This window comes from Rhizobium sp. 62_C5_N11_2, from assembly GCF_051811185.1.
GTDB classification, from domain to species: Bacteria; Pseudomonadota; Alphaproteobacteria; order Rhizobiales; family Rhizobiaceae; genus Rhizobium; species Rhizobium leguminosarum.
Genome location: NZ_JBPWPW010000002.1, coordinates 345,921 through 361,127, shown reverse-complemented (window position 1 = coordinate 361,127; position 15,207 = coordinate 345,921). Strand labels below are relative to the sequence as shown.

General features: G+C 59.9%; 14 protein-coding genes. 9 read left to right on the top strand and 5 right to left on the bottom strand.

What is annotated here, in order from left to right; genetic code table 11:
• The first annotated feature begins 26 nt into the window (after nt 1-26).
• Nucleotides 27-1,361, top strand: a complete 1,335-nt coding sequence (locus tag AB8B31_RS25345; RefSeq protein ID WP_018245417.1) for an aspartate aminotransferase family protein — start codon at nt 27-29, stop codon at nt 1,359-1,361.
• An 84-nt stretch (nt 1,362-1,445) separates the two neighbouring features.
• Here the strand turns inward: AB8B31_RS25345 and AB8B31_RS25340 are convergent, their stop codons facing one another.
• The 3 genes from AB8B31_RS25340 to alr form a co-directional block, all read right to left on the bottom strand.
• Complete coding sequence (locus tag AB8B31_RS25340; RefSeq protein ID WP_018245418.1) at nt 1,446-2,465, bottom strand: helix-turn-helix transcriptional regulator; 1,020 nt, start codon at nt 2,463-2,465, stop codon at nt 1,446-1,448.
• 83 nt (nt 2,466-2,548) lie between these two features.
• Entirely contained in the window at nt 2,549-3,799 is a 1,251-nt protein-coding gene (locus AB8B31_RS25335; RefSeq protein ID WP_018245419.1) for a D-amino acid dehydrogenase, read from the bottom strand.
• A 29-nt stretch (nt 3,800-3,828) separates the two neighbouring features.
• On the bottom strand, nt 3,829-4,962 hold the full coding sequence (gene alr / locus AB8B31_RS25330) for an alanine racemase (protein ID WP_018245420.1): 1,134 nt from the start codon (nt 4,960-4,962) through the stop codon (nt 3,829-3,831).
• Nucleotides 4,963-5,088: 126 nt separating this feature from the next.
• Here alr and AB8B31_RS25325 point away from each other — a divergent pair, with 126 nt between their 5' ends.
• Entirely contained in the window at nt 5,089-5,553 is a 465-nt protein-coding gene (locus AB8B31_RS25325) for an Lrp/AsnC family transcriptional regulator (protein WP_003550368.1), read from the top strand.
• A gap of 16 nt (nt 5,554-5,569) precedes the next feature.
• Here the strand turns inward: AB8B31_RS25325 and AB8B31_RS25320 are convergent, their stop codons facing one another.
• On the bottom strand, nt 5,570-6,295 hold the full coding sequence (locus tag AB8B31_RS25320) for a helix-turn-helix transcriptional regulator (protein WP_018245421.1): 726 nt from the start codon (nt 6,293-6,295) through the stop codon (nt 5,570-5,572).
• A gap of 163 nt (nt 6,296-6,458) precedes the next feature.
• Nucleotides 6,459-7,097: an acyl-homoserine-lactone synthase gene (locus AB8B31_RS25315; protein ID WP_018245422.1), complete on the bottom strand. Its 639-nt coding sequence runs from the start codon at nt 7,095-7,097 to the stop codon at nt 6,459-6,461.
• A 182-nt stretch (nt 7,098-7,279) separates the two neighbouring features.
• Here AB8B31_RS25315 and AB8B31_RS25310 point away from each other — a divergent pair, with 182 nt between their 5' ends.
• The 7 genes from AB8B31_RS25310 (at nt 7,280) to AB8B31_RS25280 (ending at nt 15,159) form a co-directional block, all read left to right on the top strand.
• On the top strand, nt 7,280-7,624 hold the full coding sequence (locus AB8B31_RS25310; protein ID WP_018245423.1) for a helix-turn-helix domain-containing protein: 345 nt from the start codon (nt 7,280-7,282) through the stop codon (nt 7,622-7,624).
• 306 nt (nt 7,625-7,930) lie between these two features.
• Nucleotides 7,931-9,364, top strand: coding sequence for a glycoside hydrolase family 15 protein (locus AB8B31_RS25305; protein WP_026188667.1), 1,434 nt, complete (start codon nt 7,931-7,933; stop codon nt 9,362-9,364).
• Nucleotides 9,365-9,461: 97 nt separating this feature from the next.
• Complete coding sequence (locus AB8B31_RS25300; RefSeq protein WP_018245425.1) at nt 9,462-11,333, top strand: GMC oxidoreductase; 1,872 nt, start codon at nt 9,462-9,464, stop codon at nt 11,331-11,333.
• A 100-nt stretch (nt 11,334-11,433) separates the two neighbouring features.
• On the top strand, nt 11,434-12,552 hold the full coding sequence (locus AB8B31_RS25295; protein WP_018245426.1) for a ferritin-like domain-containing protein: 1,119 nt from the start codon (nt 11,434-11,436) through the stop codon (nt 12,550-12,552).
• Nucleotides 12,549-13,031, top strand: a complete 483-nt coding sequence (locus AB8B31_RS25290) for a hypothetical protein (protein WP_018245427.1) — start codon at nt 12,549-12,551, stop codon at nt 13,029-13,031. Before AB8B31_RS25295 ends, AB8B31_RS25290 begins: the two co-directional genes overlap by 4 nt.
• A gap of 44 nt (nt 13,032-13,075) precedes the next feature.
• Complete coding sequence (gene iolE / locus AB8B31_RS25285) at nt 13,076-14,014, top strand: myo-inosose-2 dehydratase (RefSeq protein ID WP_026188668.1); 939 nt, start codon at nt 13,076-13,078, stop codon at nt 14,012-14,014.
• Between the two features lie 128 nt (nt 14,015-14,142).
• Nucleotides 14,143-15,159 (top strand): sugar phosphate isomerase/epimerase family protein, encoded by a 1,017-nt coding sequence (locus tag AB8B31_RS25280; protein ID WP_018245429.1) that lies wholly within the window; start codon nt 14,143-14,145, stop codon nt 15,157-15,159.
• The last annotated feature ends 48 nt before the right edge of the window (nt 15,160-15,207 follow it).

Below are 15,207 nucleotides of genomic sequence, written 5' to 3'. Positions count from 1 at the left end.
TCGGCGCCACCCCAAAGGAGGCCAGGATGGACCAGCTCAGCAAAACGAACGCACCCGTACTTGAAAATTTCTGGATGCCGTTCACTGCGAACCGGCAATTCAAGGCCACACCGCGGCTTCTCGCAGCAGCCGAGGGAATGTACTACACCGACATCGATGGAAATCAGGTGCTTGACGGCACGGCCGGGCTCTGGTGCTGCAATGCCGGCCACGGCCGCAAGAAGATTTCCCAAGCCGTCGAACGACAGCTTGCAACGCTGGATTATGCACCGACCTTCCAGATGGGGCATCCGATCGCCTTCGACTTTGCCTCGAAGCTGGCTGCGAACGCGCCGGGCGGCCCGCAAGCCAAGCTCGACAGGATCTTCTTCACCGGCTCAGGCTCGGAATCGGTCGATACGGCGCTCAAGATTGCCATCGCCTATCAGCGGGCGATCGGCCAGGGCACCCGCACGCGGATCATCGGGCGTGAGAAGGGATATCATGGCGTCGGGTTCGGCGGCATTTCCGTTGGCGGTCTCGTCAACAACCGGCGGGTCTTCCCGCAAATACCGGCCGACCATATGCGCCATACGCTCGACATCGGGCGCAATGCATTTTCAAAGGGCCTTCCCGCTCACGGCGTGGAACTGGCGGACGATCTCGAGCGCCTGGTGCAGTTGCACGGCGCCGAAACCATCGCGGCCGTCATCGTCGAGCCGATGTCGGGATCGGCAGGCGTCGTTCTGCCTCCGAAGGGCTATCTGGAGAAGCTGCGCGCAACCGCCGACAAGCACGGAATCCTGCTGATCTTCGACGAGGTCATCACCGGCTTCGGGCGTCTCGGCACGCCTTTCGCAACCGACTACTTCGGCGTCGTGCCCGACCTGATCACCACGGCAAAGGGCATCACCAACGGCACGATCCCGATGGGCGCGGTCTTTGCCAGCCGCAAGGTCTATGACGGCCTGATGGTCGGACCTGATAATGCGATCGAACTCTTCCATGGCTACACCTATTCCGGCCATCCGGTCGCCTGCGCGGCCGGGCTCGCTACTCTGGAGATCTACGAGGAGGAAGGCCTGCTGACCCGCGCAGCCGATTTGGCCGAGTATTGGCAAGAGGCCCTCCATTCGCTGAAAGGCCTCCCTCACGTCGTCGACATCCGTAATCTCGGACTGGTCGGCGCAGTCGAACTGGCTCCTCGTGACGGCGCGCCGGGAACCCGCGCCTACGAAATCTTCGTCGACTGCTTCAACAAGGGCCTGCTGATCCGGGTGACCGGCGACATTATCGCCCTTTCCCCGCCGCTCATTATCGAGAAAACCCAGATCGACAGAATTGTTTCGACACTTGGCGATGCCCTGAAGCGCGCGGCATAGATCCGCATCCCGCGTGCCGCTCCCGTCGGCGATCGGACGCCTGGTCCATCGTCGACGGAACCATCCGGCACACCGAGACGGAGCTCAGCGCTTCAAGGTCTGTGACGGTAGTTGGCCGAAACGCTTCCTGTATTCGGCAGCAAACCGCCCCAGATGCGTAAATCCCCATCTGAGCGCGACGTCGGCAATGCCTTGCTTCGCATCAGACGCGAGCAAATCGCGATGGGCCGCGGCCATGCGAAGTTCATGCAGGTAGGCCATCGGAGTCGTATCCCTGAACTGCCGAAAACCCTGTTGCAGAGTGCGAACGCTTACCTTGGCGGCCATCGCGATATCGTTGAGCGAAATCGGCTCGGCGATGTGTTCCTGCATGAAGTCGATCGCCCATTTCACATGGCGTGGGGCTGGTGCCGGAGCAGGGAGCGCAAGCTGGTTCGAATAGCGATTGGGGCAGCTTTCCAGAAGCAGGTAGACCGCCGCGTCGAAGAGCGAGCCGACGGCCAGCGGCGACCGTTGCAGCGGCCCGTTGCCGCTAAGGCCGCGATGGAGGCTCGAGACAAGCTGCTGCAATACAAGCCCCGGGCCGGCCGTCAGATCGATGTGAGGATGAAAATCGATATCGCCGCTGATCGTTCGCTCGAACATCTGCGTGAGGTGGCTGATGATCTTTGCCTGATCGATGAACAGGCCGAAATGACGGCGGGGGCCAAACAGGCGAGCACCTGTGGCACGACCTGCTTCAAGGATCGTGCCACGAGCGGGAACCGAATATATTTGCTCCCTCATGCCGTCGAAGCATGCGTTTCCCTCCATCGGCAGAAAAACGATCATCCTGTCGCAGGGCGCCTCCCGCCTGACGAGAACCGTGCCTTCATAGGTGCAGTCGGCAACTGCTACCTCTCCGACGGAGATGAAATTGCAGTGGAATGCAATGGGCATATTGCCTTCCGCCGAAACCTTGATCGGGGAGTTTGGTGTCGACAATATCTCCGAGAGCTCGTCCGGGTCTGTTCCGCTGTGCGCCGTTTCCCGAAACGACATGTTCTGCGCCGCCAGCTGTCGGGTGAGGCCGCCATTGTTCTGGATATGAGAATTAACCGACATACGGGACCTCTAAAGACGATGTTCACAAGTGATAATGGATTTGCGCAATCATGCTCATCTTGTTTTGCGTTACCCGGGCGGTTTCAGCCGTAGCGGCTGATTGCGAGATCCCTCGCGTCGATTTCCGGCTGGCGGCCGCTGACGAGGTCGCCGATGAGCCGCGCCGAACCGGTGCTCATGGTCCAGCCAAGTGTGCCGTGGCCAGTATTGAGAAAGAGGCCGGCGACTTTTGTCGGGCCGATGACCGGCGTGCCATCAGGCGTCATTGGCCGCAGGCCGGACCAGAAGGAGGCCTTGGAAATATCGCCACCGGGGAAGAGATCGGTAACTGAATGTTCCAGCGTGCTGCGGCGGGCCAAGCCGAGATCATTGGTATAGCCTGATATTTCAGCCATGCCGCCGACGCGGATGCGGTCGCCGAGCCGGGTGATCGCGATCTTGTAGGTCTCATCCATGACGGTCGATTCCGGCGCGCGCGACGCATCGGTGATCGGGATGGTGAGCGAATAGCCCTTGACAGGATAGACCGGCAGCCGGATGCCGAGCGGCTTGAGCAGCAGCGGCGAATAGCTGCCGAGCGCGATCACCACCGCCTCCGCGCTCATCCGCTCACGATCGGTGATGACCCCACGCACCCGGCCGGCTTCGACATCCAGCGCCTTGATCGTCGTTCCGTAAGCGAAGCGGACGCCGAGCGCCTCGGCCTTGGCAGCCAGCGCATTGGTGAACTTGAAGCAATCGCCGGTTTCGTCCTTCGGCGTCAGCAGACCGCCGACAATCTTGTCGCGCACGTGCCTGAGCGCCGGTTCGAAGCGGACACAGCCGTCCCGGTCCAGCACCTCATAGGGAATGCCGTCGGCAGCCAGCGCCTTGACATCCTTTGCCGAGGCCTCGAGCTGCTGCTGCGTGCGGAACAGCTGCAGGGTTCCCTGCATGCGTTCGTCATAGGCGATGCCGGTCTCCGCGCGAAGTTCGGCGAGCGCGATGCGGCTGTAATCGGCAAGGCGCAGCATGCGGCTTTTGTTGATCGCATAGCGCTCGGAGGTGCAGTTCGACAGCATCCTTGCCATCCAGGAGAGCATAGCCATGTCTAACTTCGGGCGCAGGATGAGCGGCGCATGCTTCATGAACAGCCACTTCATGGCCTTCATAGGAATGCCGGGCGCTGCCCATGGCGAGCAATAGCCGAAGGAGACTTCCCCGGCATTGGCAAAGCTCGTCTCCAGCGCCGGACCCGACTGCCGGTCAACGACGGTGACGTCATGGCCGGCCTTGGCCAATTGATAAGCGGATGTGACGCCGACGATGCCGGCTCCTAGAACGATGACCTTCATGATGTTCCCAATGATGGAGCCGCCGGCTCTCAGCGATATTGCCTGTGATAACGATCGCCCAGGCCGGTTAGGATTTCGTAAGAAATGGTGCCGGCGTCGCGGGCAATGTCCTCGAGCGTCTGATGGCGGCCTAGCACTTCGACAAGGCTACCGAAGGTCAGAGCGCCTTCGGGCAGCGCTGATATGTCGACGGTCGCGCTGTCCATCGACACGCGGCCGACGATCGGCAGGCGAATGCCCTTGAAATAAACGGCGCCGCAGTCGCTGAGGCTCCGCGGCAACCCATCGGCATAGCCGGCGGCAATGGTGGCGAGACGCGTTTCGCGTTGCGTGACATGCGCGCCGCCATAGCCGACCTTAGCACCCGCCGGCACGCTGCGCGTCTGCACGACGGCGACATCAAGGCTGACGACCGGCTCCATCGGGTTCTTCTCGCCGGCGTTCGGAGCGCCGCCATAAAGCGCGATGCCGGGGCGGGCGAGCACGCCGTAATAGGCCTCGCCCAGGAAAACGCCGCCGGAATTGGCGAAGGAAATGTCGAAGCCCGGAAATTCATCGGCAATACGGGACATCTCGGCAAACTGCTCGCCGTTCTGCTCGCTATCCATGTCATCGGCCGACGCCAGATGACTCATGATGAACAGGATTTCGACATTGGTGCCATCGCGAAGGGCCGCGGCCAGCTCTGCTCGCTCTTCCCTGGGAAAACCGAGCCGCGACATGCCGGTGTCGAACTGCAGGACAGCAGGCAGGCAGCGCTTCAGAATGCGCGCAGCCGCCGACCATTGCCGCCACTGCGCCAGCGAATTGAGAACCGGGACGATGCCCATCTCGGCGCAGGCGATCTCGTTGCCCGGCTGCAAGCCATTCAGCACGAAAACCTGAGCGTCCTGCGCAAGAGCCGGCCGGAGCCTCACGGCCTCGACAAACTGGGCGACGAAGAAATGCCTGCAACCTTCGCCGTAGAGCGTTCTCGCGACCCGCTCGGCGCCGAGGCCATAGGCATCGGCCTTGACGACGGCGCCCGCACGGACCGGCCCCAGCATCGATACCAGCTTGCGATAGTTGCGGCCGAGGGCGGCAAGATCGATCGTCAGATAGCCCGTGGCTCCCTGCGCGGTCGTAGCGATGCGTGTGCGGGAAGCCAAAATATCGCTATCCATGTCCACCCCTTTTCGATTTCAAGGAGTTTATGAAATAATGAGCGAAATTGCCTATCATTCAGTAGTCGATTATTGCTTGATTTGCTTATTAACCGCATCATCAACGAAACTTTGGAACAATCTCTCATGCCCGCTCTCGACGCGATCGATCGCAATATCCTGAGACTGCTGCGCCTCGATGCGCGCATGAGCAACGCCAAGCTCGCCGCCGAGATCGGCCTCTCTCCCTCGGCCTGCCTCAGGCGCATCAAGATCATGGAAAAATCAGGCGTGATCCGCGGCTATACGGTGCTGGTCGACACCGGCAATGCAGATGAGATGATCGCCGTGATCATCAACATCACCCTAGAGCGCCAGACGGAGGACTATCTTGATCGCCTCGAGGCGGCGGTTCGCCGGCATCCCGAGATCCGGGAATGTTTTCTAATGACGGGTGGCTCGGACTATCTGTTGCGGGTGGAGGTTGCCAATGCGGGCGAGTTCGAGCGGATCCACAAAGAGATCCTTTCGACCTTGCCCGGCGTCCTCAGGATCCATTCCAGCTTCTCGATCCGCAATGTTCTGGCGACGCGCACGAGGGGCCGGCGCTGAACCGCGATCTTCAAGCCTATATCAGTTCGAGCGCCGTGGCCTTGGCGACCGCTTCGCTCGTCGTGGCGACGGTCAGCTTCCGCCGCGCCGAGGCGAGATAGAGCTGCACCGCGCTTACCGAAATGGACAGGCGGGCGCAAATCTGCTTCGCGAGCAAGCCATTGGCCGTCATCTCAAGACATTGCAGTTCGCGGCGCGACAATTGCGGAAAATCGGTTATTTTTCTCATCCCCGACAGAACCATTGCCCTGTCGTGAAGATGGTGGGCGAGAAACTGGAGGTCGCGCATGCTGTCCATGCGGAACTGTCGCCAGTAGGCGTCCGGGTGATTGGAGGTCACCGTAAACAGTGATCGCTCTCCGTGAGGTCCGCGCACCGGCAGGGTAACGCCTTGCCGGCCGACACCGAAGGCCATAGCCTCCTTGAAGAAGCCATATGCCTGGCCTGAATCCCATTTAGACGCAGACCATTCCACGGGCAGGAAGCCGCGCCGGCCGAGGCGCACGACGGGATCGATGCTGAAGTAGTCCCGCTCAAGATATTGCTTCACCCACTCGGGCGGGTAGGTCAACATCAGCAATGGATTGCTGGCCGTCGCCCCCGAGGAGCGGGTCACATGCAGAACCATGTGCGATATCGCATAGATGTGGCGGACTTCATCCAGCGTCGTTTCGAGATCCCGCAATGTCGGCGATGCGGAAATTCGGTCCAAACTGTAGAAAAAACGAGAACTGCTCAGCATGAGATGGACTCGTGGTTGCGTGTTTTCCTGACTGCTCGCAGTGGTAACATTTCGCGGTTGCCGAGAACAGCATATTTTATGGCAACCATGGCGCGATGTGAAGAACAGGTTAAAGAGCTGGCGAGACCTATCCCACTGCTGGGCGGCAGAACAGCGACGACGCTTACCGCATGCCGCTATCGGCGAGAGCTCTGGCAGGATTGGGAGAGGCTTGCTCCAGAAGTCGAGACAGGTTGGCCCGAAGTGTCCGACAATTGTCCGCCGTCACGTCCCATAGTCCGACATACAGCTTGCCGATCTCGGGCCGGGATCGGGCAAGCGGCGTCGGCCTCCAGCCGATCCTGCGGTACACCCCGACCATTGCGACATCATAGACGCCGACGATGCTTTCGATACCCGTGTCGAACGCAAGATCGCAAAGCCCTGAGAGCAGTTCGGTGGCGACCGTGCGCGATTGGTCTATCTGTCCGGCGAGCGGATGAATGCAAAAGCGGGTACATTCCCAGGTCGTCGGGCTATCGACGTCGATAGGCTGATCGAAGAAATGCCGGAACTCGCTTTTGAGCATCGTCGCTCCTGTGGTCGGCAGCAGGCGCAGCGAACCCGTCAGCGTGCCGGAAGGTCGTTGCGTGACGAGATAGACGGGATCTTCCGCCTCGTCGTATCGGTCCCTTTCCCACTGGTCCCGGACATCGACCTGCCATCCTAGCCGATCGCGAAAAACGGCGGCGCGTGCCCGGAACATTTCATCGAAAGCACGTCGATCGGTCTCGAGCATGTCTTTGGTGAGTATCCGCAACATATCCGTCCCTCCTGATGTGCTGACGTTTCACAACAGGAGGTCGACCGGGCGCAATCTGGATATTTCACCAGGTTGACCGGTGCTTCGCTTTGCCTTCCCCTTTCATAAGAAGTTTCTGATGTTCGTCGATCGAAAGCTCTTGGTAATTGCCAATTTTAACGCAACCAACGGGAGGATTCTTGATGACCCACGACATGGCACGCGGCAAACGTATTCGAGAGGCGATATCCCGGGGCAAATTCCGGAAAGTTCACGCCCTGGCGGCCGAACTAGACGTGTCCGTCGCCGCCGTCTCCCGCTGGCAGAATGGTGGCCATACCTCGCTGGAAAGCGCCTGCGCGCTCGCCGACCTGCTGGATGTCTCCCTCGACTGGCTGCTGCTCGGGCGGGGCACCATGGACTGGCATAGGAACAGCGCGATCTCCGCCACGGAATTGCAAATGGTTCTGGCGTTGCGCAACCGGTCTGCGGCAACACGGTCCAATCTCGCTGGGCTGGTCGAATCCATCCCTCCTGAGCACCCGTAACGCCAAGCGCAATTCTGTGAGATTTTTTGACCTGAGGTCAACACGTTTAGGTTGCTAAAAAGCAGATCGTCGACGATCTTTCTAGTTAAAGCTTCAACGGCGGCACAACAGGGCGGCCAGCCCGCCCTGCCCTCGCCGCCGCAGAGACCTTGTTTTCACTCTCAACGCAGAAGGGTCGTTGGCGTCGGCTTTTGACGTGAACCTATCAATACGCTGTGCGCAAGGCCGCAATATTTCTCCCATCCGGATCCGGAATATTTCCTCGATCTGGTCCCAGCAAGTCTCAACCGATTTTGGAGTCAGTCAATGACAGTTGCGCTTTGGAGTCAGTCAATGACAGGGGCGAACCCGGCCCATATCGGCGCCACTGCGCCTGCAGTCAAACCGCAGCCTGCCTTCGCGCAGACCGATCTGGTTGCATTGTCGCGCTATTTTTCTCTTCTGATGATGCGCAACATCACAAGCGATGGCTATGTCATCGAGGATCCGGCATCGCCCGGCGTCTTTTCGGCCCCCGGCTGCGTCATCGCCGCCCCCTCCTATCCCGCGAACACGCCGGGTGTCGACCAGGACTATGTTTTCAACTGGGTCCGCGACGGAGCCATTACGGCCATCGAGATCGCGCTTGCCGGCTTGCTGCCCGTTCCGGGCGGGGTTTTGCCGAGCCTGGTCGACTACGTGAACTTCGCCGCACTCTGCCAGGCGAATGCGAAGAATTCCGCGACCGTCACACTTGGCCATGCCTGCTTCACCATCACCGGCGAGGTTCGTCCGTGGTCGGAGCAGAATGACGGGCCGGCTATTCAGTCGATTGCGATCCTGACCTTGTTCGATCAGCTGGATGGCGCCACGCAGACGATCGCCAAACAATTGGTCGAGACAAACCTCTCTTATCTTCTCGAAGTTTACCAGAACAAGACCACAAATCTCTGGGAGGAATATGAGGGCTATTCCTTTTTCGCAAGAGCCGTACAGCTGCGCTTTTTCCGGGAAATTTCCACAAACACGATCGGTATTGCCGTGTCTGCCGGGGTGGCCGATGCCATCTCCTGGCTGGAAAGCCAGCTGGCCACCCACTGGAACGGGCAGCTCTATGTGAGCATTCTGGACGCCGCGGAGCAAGCCGGTTACGACGCGAATATCGATATCGTCTCTTCGGTCTGCTATGGCGGGATCGAGCCGACCGATACCAAGCTTCTGGCAACGGCGGCCATCCTGCGGCGCCAGTGGGCCGATCCTTCATCTTCGAACTATTACCCGATCAATGGCGCCGACGCGGCCAAAGGGCTCGGACCACTCTTCGGGCGCTATCCAGGCGACCATTACGATGGCGATGTGGCGGCCCCGGTGGTCGGTGGGCATCCCTGGGCTCTGTGCACCGCCAACTTCGCCGAGTTTCAATACCGGCTCGCCAATGCCATCGCGGCCAGCGGCGCCATCCCCATCGATCAATTCTCCGAACCCTTCTTCGCGGAACTGGGACTTGGCGCATCCAGCAGCGCCGCCGACGCGTCCGCTGCCTTGCGGGCTTCGTCCGACGGCATGCTGCGCGCCATCGTCTATCACAGCGATCACTATGAGCTGAGCGAACAGTTCGATGGAACCGTTGGCTACGAGAAAAGCGTCCGGAATCTGACCTGGAGCTACGCCTCCTTTCTCTCGGCAGTCAGAGCCCGCTCCGCCGCCGCCCCGGCCGCTGCCAAATCCAAACCCCGAAACTCCCGCGGCGCGAGGTCATGACGATTTCGGGCCGTCCGGCCTGAAATCTCGATTGAATCCAGAACGGCATGATCCGCAAAGCCTGATGCGGGCTTTCCGGGAATAATGGAGGACCAACGTGCTTTTTCCCCTCGAATCCGCGATAAAAGCCGATGCCAAGACCGTTGCTACGTCTGACGACTACGATATCGTCATCGTCGGCAGCGGCATTTCCGGAGCAATCATTGCCAAGCAGGCTGCGGAGGCGGGCAAGCGTGTCCTTATCCTTGAAGCCGGAACCGGTGCCAATAGCACTCTGGCAGGCTATGACAATCTGTTGACGACGTTCTATTCGGCAGCCTCCAAGGACAACCAGTCGCCCTTTCCGCTGAATGCCAACGCGGCCATGCCCCGCAGCCCTCAGCTTCGCAAGCTGCAGGCGGGGGAAACCAATAGCTCGACCTATATCGTTCAATCCGGCCCCTATGTCAGCGATACGACATATACCCGCATTTTCGGCGGAACGACCATGCACTGGGAGGCGAAAACGCCCCGCCTGCTTCGCTCGGATTTCAAAACGCGCACCATTTTCGGCCAAGGGTTGGACTGGCCGCTGAGCTTTGAGGAAGTCGAGGATGATTACCGCCTGGCCGAGCGGGAAATCGGCGTATCGGCGGATGTCGAAGATCAGCAATATTTGGGGCAGACCTTCCCGGGCGACTATGTCTTTCCCATGCGCGGCCTGCCGCTTTCCTATCTGGATCAGCAGGTCAACAAGGGCATCGAAGGCACCAGTGTCGAACTTTACGACAAGACCTATCCCCTGAAGGTCAGGCCCTATCCGCAGGGGCGCAACAGCATACCGAACCCGGCCTATGACGGTGGGAAGGGCTACCGCCCCATCGGCGCAGTCGATACGCATCAGGTCGAAGAGGGCGGTCGCTGCCAGGGCAACACCAACTGCGTACCGCTCTGTCCCGTGCAAGCGCGCTACCACTCCGGCAAAACGCTTGCCAAGGCGTTCGCGGTAAACGGGAAAAGGGGCGAGCAGCTTGTCGAACTGTTGCCGCAGGCGGTCGCATCGAAGGTCAACATCGATCCGGATAGCGGGAAAGTCCGCTCTCTCGAGGTGAAGATTTACAAGGACCCGGCCTCACCGGCCCACGAGACCATCACCGTGAAGGGCAAGGTTTTCGTGCTTGCGGCAGGCGCGATCGAAACGGCGCGTCTCATGCTGGCCTCCGGCCTGCGCAGCACCAGCGGTCTTGTCGGACGCAATCTGATGGACCACGCCTATCTGCTGAACTGGGCGCTGATGCCGGAAATCTGCGGCACGATGCGCGGAACCAGTTCGACGGGCGGTATCGTGGACCTGCGGGACGGCCCTTTCCGGGAAAGGCAGGCCGCCTTCGCCATCGATATCCATAACGACGGCTGGGGTTGGGCCACGGGTGCGCCGACCTCCGACCTTCTCGAACTGGTGGATGATCACAACCTCTACGGGGCGGATCTTCGGCGCGGCATGATCGACCAGGTTTCGCGGCAGTTACTGCTGGCATTCATGATCGAGGTCATGCCCGTCGAAAGCAACCGCATCGCGGTGGATCCGCAATATACCGATGCTCTGGGCAACATGCGGCCCATCCTGTCCTTCACGGTTCCGGAATATACCATGAAGGGTGCCGCCTATGGCCGCCAGTTTGCGCGCACCGTCTTTACGCGTCTGGGCGCGCAGGATCATACCAAATACGACCCCAGCGATTTCGGCTATGTGGCCTATGAGGGGCAAGGCTATGCGATCCGCGGCGGCAATCATCTGGCCGGCACCCATATCATGGGAACGACGAAGACCAATTCCGTCGTGGACAAGAACCAGCGCAGCTGGGACCACGAAAACCTCTATCTCGTGGGCGGCGGCAGCATGCCGACGATTGGCACGGCCAATGTCACCTTGACGCTGGCCGCCATGTGCTTCCGAAGCGGCCGCGACATTCTGAAGTCTCTGCATTGAATGAAGACCGGCATCCGCTGCGCGGAACGAACCGATGGGCTCGACGCAAGCGACACGAAGCCGACCTGTGCACCCAACTTATCTTTCATGGAGCTTGAGCATGTATTCCTACAGCATTAAGACGCTCGATGAGCTGAAAGAGTTTCTCTATCGGGCGATGCAGCTCGAACATGCGACGATTCCGCCGTATCTGACGGCGCTTTACTCGATCAAGCCCGGCGTCAACAAGGATGCGACCCAGGTTCTGCGCGTGATCGTCGTAGAAGAAATGCTGCATCTGACTATTGCTGCCAATATTCTCAATGCCATCGGCGGCACGCCGGATCTTGTCAGGCCGGACTTCGTAGCCCGCTATCCCGCAGCCCTGCCGGACGGTGAGACCGATTTCAAGGTCAGTATCCAGGCTTTCAGCCGTGAGGCGCTGGCGACTTTCCTGAAAATCGAGCGGCCGGCTCAGCGTCCTGAACATCTCGTCGGCAAGGGCCTGATATATCGCAAAACTCCCCCTGATATCACCGCGCTTGCCAGCCACCCAAGGCATGAGGACCTCCATTTCTTCAGTATCGGTGAGTTCTACTCGACCATCGCGGAGGGCATCAAATACCTGGAAGCCGAAGCGCATGGGGCGGGCACAACCATCTTTACCGGCGACAGTTCGCGCCAGATCAGCTCGGAATATTATTATTCCGGCGGCGGCGAGTTGTTTCCCGTGACCGATCTCAAAAGCGCCTTGGAAGCCATCGACCTCATCATTGAACAGGGCGAAGGCGACGGTGGCGGTATCTACGACGATGACGACCACGAACTGGCCCACTACTACCGTTTCGAGGAACTGGTCAAAGGCCGCTACTACCAGAAGGGCGACCAGCCCGGACACCCCACAGGTCCGCAGTTGCAGGTCGATTGGGAAGGCGCCTATCCCATAAAAGAGAACCTGAAAGTGAAGGACATATACGAAGGCTCGGAACTGCGTGAGGCGGCGATCGCCTTCAACACGCGCTATGGCGAATTTCTCCAGCTTTTGACGCGTGCCTATAACGGTCAGCCGAGCCTGCTGCTGGAAGCCGTTCCGATGATGTTCGAATTCCGCAACATGATCCTCGAACTCATCCGCAATCCCCTGCCGAAACATCCCGACAAGAACGGCAGCCCCACCTATGAGATCCCCGGCGGTATCAAACAGTCAGCCGTCACCCGGCAGGCGGAGGTGAACGCATGAGCAACCGTTTCGAGGCATTTCTCGGTCTTTCCGTCGAATTGACGGCCTTCTCCCAGTTCGATCTTCTGGGAACGGGCCTGGCGGAACGTTATCTCGCCACGCTCGACAAGGTGGTCGGCGGCGAGGTCGCCGAGGCGCTGCTGGCCGCTTTCACCGCCCTGCCACCGCCGGAAGGTGAGGCCCGTATCCAGGCAGTGCGCACGACCATTCTGGGCAATGAATTGCTGGGAGACGTGGCCCGCGCGCTGATCAAGCTCTGGTATTCCGGCACCTGGTTCGAGCTGTCCTCCGCCTGGACGGAGCGCTTTGGCCCCAGGGCTGCGAATACCACCTTCGTCGTTTCTCCCGATGCCTATGTCGAGGGTCTGCTCTGGAAGGCGATCGGAGCCCACCCCGCAGGCGCCAAGGGGCCTGGTTTCGGCTCCTGGGCCTTTCCACCGAAAATTCCAGCTTTTGCGGCTCTCGATTCCAAAACCTGACCTGACGCCATTTCCGCTTGTCTTCAAAGAACTGGATGATTGCCATGACAACACATCTGCATCGACTGACGCCCGCCAAGGTCTGGCTCGGCGTCATCCCCACGCTCTGGTGGAATGACGATTTCATCAATATCGACATCGGCATCCCCTACGAGCAGGCTCTGAGTGAAATGGCACTCGCCGGCTATGTCGGATGCGGTGTCGGTCATAAATATCCGACGGATCCGAAAATATTGCGGCCTGTCCTCGAACTCAGGGGATTGCGGATTTCCGAGCCTTGGGTGAGCACCTATTTCACCATCAATGCGATGAAGCGTCATACGCTTGATAATGTCGATGCTCAGCTCGACTTCCTCGAAGCCATGGAAGGCGGCAGCGACGATCCACGCAGGGCCGATCTGGTCGTCGCCGAGTTTGGCGGAGCGGTCAATCCGCTCCCCGTTGCCCTGTTTCCGAATTGCCCCGATTTCTCCGAGGACCAGTGGAAGCAGCTGATCGAAGGCCTGCATGAGGCGGGAGAGAAAGCCAAGGCCCGTAACCGCCGGCTCTGCTATCACCCGCATCTGGGGACCGGGGTGATGAAGACGGAAGCGATCCACCGGCTCATGGACGAGACGGATCCGCGCCTGGTGAACATGCTTCTCGATACCGCGCACCAGGCGGCTGCCGGTGTCGATCCGCTGGCGCTGGCCAGAAAATACGCCCACCGCATCAAGCATGTTCACCTGAAAGACTTTCGCGCCAAGGTGGTTAGGGAGATGCACACCGGAGAATTGTCCTTCCAGCAAGGGATCGAGGCGGGGATCTTCACCGTCCCGGGCGACGGCTCCATAGAGACCTTTCCGGAAATCCTCGATGCGTTGGCCGAGGCGGATTTCGCCGGTTGGATCTGCGTCGAAGCAGAGCAGGACCCGGCCAAGGCCAATCCGCTGCAATACGCGAAAATGGGCCGCGAATATCTGCGCAAGCTGCTTGGATGGTAGCCCGGCGCGGAGTGTTTGTTTCAGCCCGATGGCGATGTGGAGGAGGTGGGGACGGATCTCGCCTCATGACAATGTCGGGCGAGACATCATCCTGAACCACGCATTACTGGATAGCGACAGCTGGAGCGATGAAGATGGAAGAGGCACGCAGGCGAGATATATATTTCAGCTTCTTTATGTTTACAGCCGATTTGAGGCCGAATGACGCGGGCTATACCCAGGTTCTCGTCAGACATCTGAAAGCTCTGACCGAGATCGGCTACACCGGCTTCGATGTGCATATCGCCCCAGGACCGGCCCATGTCGGTCATCACACCGAGGTCGAAAGCTATATCAGCCTCAAGAGGGCGTTCGATCAGGCGGGCTTCCGGGATGTGAAGTTCACAACCAATGTGGGGACCACGCGAACCTTCGATCCGACCTCGCCTTACGAGGAACAGCGCAAGCAGGCTCTGTCCTATCTCAAATCCCGCGTCGACATCACCTCGGTGCTGGGCGGGGAGAATACGATCATGTCAGGGCCGTTCCTGTACCCCTATGGTATCTTTCCGCTGACGGATGACGGCGAAGGGATCTGGAGCGATGCGCTTCAGGATTGGATGAAGCCACGATACGCGGCGGCGGCCTCCATATTCCAGGAATTGGCGCAATATTCTGCGCGGAAAGGGGTGAAGCTCGCCATCGAACCCGTCAAGAATTGGGAAACGCCCGGGCCGACCATGGTCTCGGAAGCGCTGGATTTTCTCGAAAGCGCCGACATTCCGGTCTGTGGCGTCACGATCGATACAGCCCAGGTCGTGATGGAAAGCCAGGGGCCGGCAATCTTCAGGAAAAATGTCGCCCGTGCCGTACAGCGGAAGCGGCTGAATTACGTTCACATCTCAGCGCCGGACCGGGGCGCTGTTAGAGATAGCTGGATTCCCTGGGAGATCATGCTGGACGAAATCGAGCCGGTCTATTCCGGCCCCTATCTCGTTGAAGTCTTCAACGCGATTCCACCCTTCGAGAGCTCGATGCGAATGACGCGCAGACGCTTCTGGCGGCCCGGTGAGGACGCGCCGGAGGCGGGCGTCGACAGCGCCTACGACGTTGCGCGCGCCGCCCTGAAGACATTGGAGGAAAAGATCGCGTCCCGAGGCCGTTGATCTCATCCGTGATGGCGCTCGGGCGCACATGTTGGAACAACCCGGGAA

Bases quoted from the DNA above. Each gene is read 5' to 3' on its own strand.
- AB8B31_RS25280 (WP_018245429.1), top strand. From the start codon at position 14,143: ATGAAGATGGAAGAGGCACGCAGGCGAGATATATATTTCAGCTTCTTT.
- AB8B31_RS25340 (WP_018245418.1), bottom strand. From the start codon at position 2,465: ATGTCGGTTAATTCTCATATCCAGAACAATGGCGGCCTCACCCGACAG.
- AB8B31_RS25290 (WP_018245427.1), top strand. From the start codon at position 12,549: ATGAGCAACCGTTTCGAGGCATTTCTCGGTCTTTCCGTCGAATTGACG.
- AB8B31_RS25295 (WP_018245426.1), top strand. From the start codon at position 11,434: ATGTATTCCTACAGCATTAAGACGCTCGATGAGCTGAAAGAGTTTCTC.
- AB8B31_RS25345 (WP_018245417.1), top strand. From the start codon at position 27: ATGGACCAGCTCAGCAAAACGAACGCACCCGTACTTGAAAATTTCTGG.
- AB8B31_RS25320 (WP_018245421.1), bottom strand. From the start codon at position 6,295: ATGCTGAGCAGTTCTCGTTTTTTCTACAGTTTGGACCGAATTTCCGCA.
- AB8B31_RS25335 (WP_018245419.1), bottom strand. From the start codon at position 3,799: ATGAAGGTCATCGTTCTAGGAGCCGGCATCGTCGGCGTCACATCCGCT.
- AB8B31_RS25325 (WP_003550368.1), top strand. From the start codon at position 5,089: ATGCCCGCTCTCGACGCGATCGATCGCAATATCCTGAGACTGCTGCGC.
- AB8B31_RS25310 (WP_018245423.1), top strand. From the start codon at position 7,280: ATGACCCACGACATGGCACGCGGCAAACGTATTCGAGAGGCGATATCC.
- alr (WP_018245420.1), bottom strand. From the start codon at position 4,962: ATGGATAGCGATATTTTGGCTTCCCGCACACGCATCGCTACGACCGCG.
- AB8B31_RS25305 (WP_026188667.1), top strand. From the start codon at position 7,931: ATGACAGTTGCGCTTTGGAGTCAGTCAATGACAGGGGCGAACCCGGCC.
- AB8B31_RS25315 (WP_018245422.1), bottom strand. From the start codon at position 7,097: ATGTTGCGGATACTCACCAAAGACATGCTCGAGACCGATCGACGTGCT.
- iolE (WP_026188668.1), top strand. From the start codon at position 13,076: ATGACAACACATCTGCATCGACTGACGCCCGCCAAGGTCTGGCTCGGC.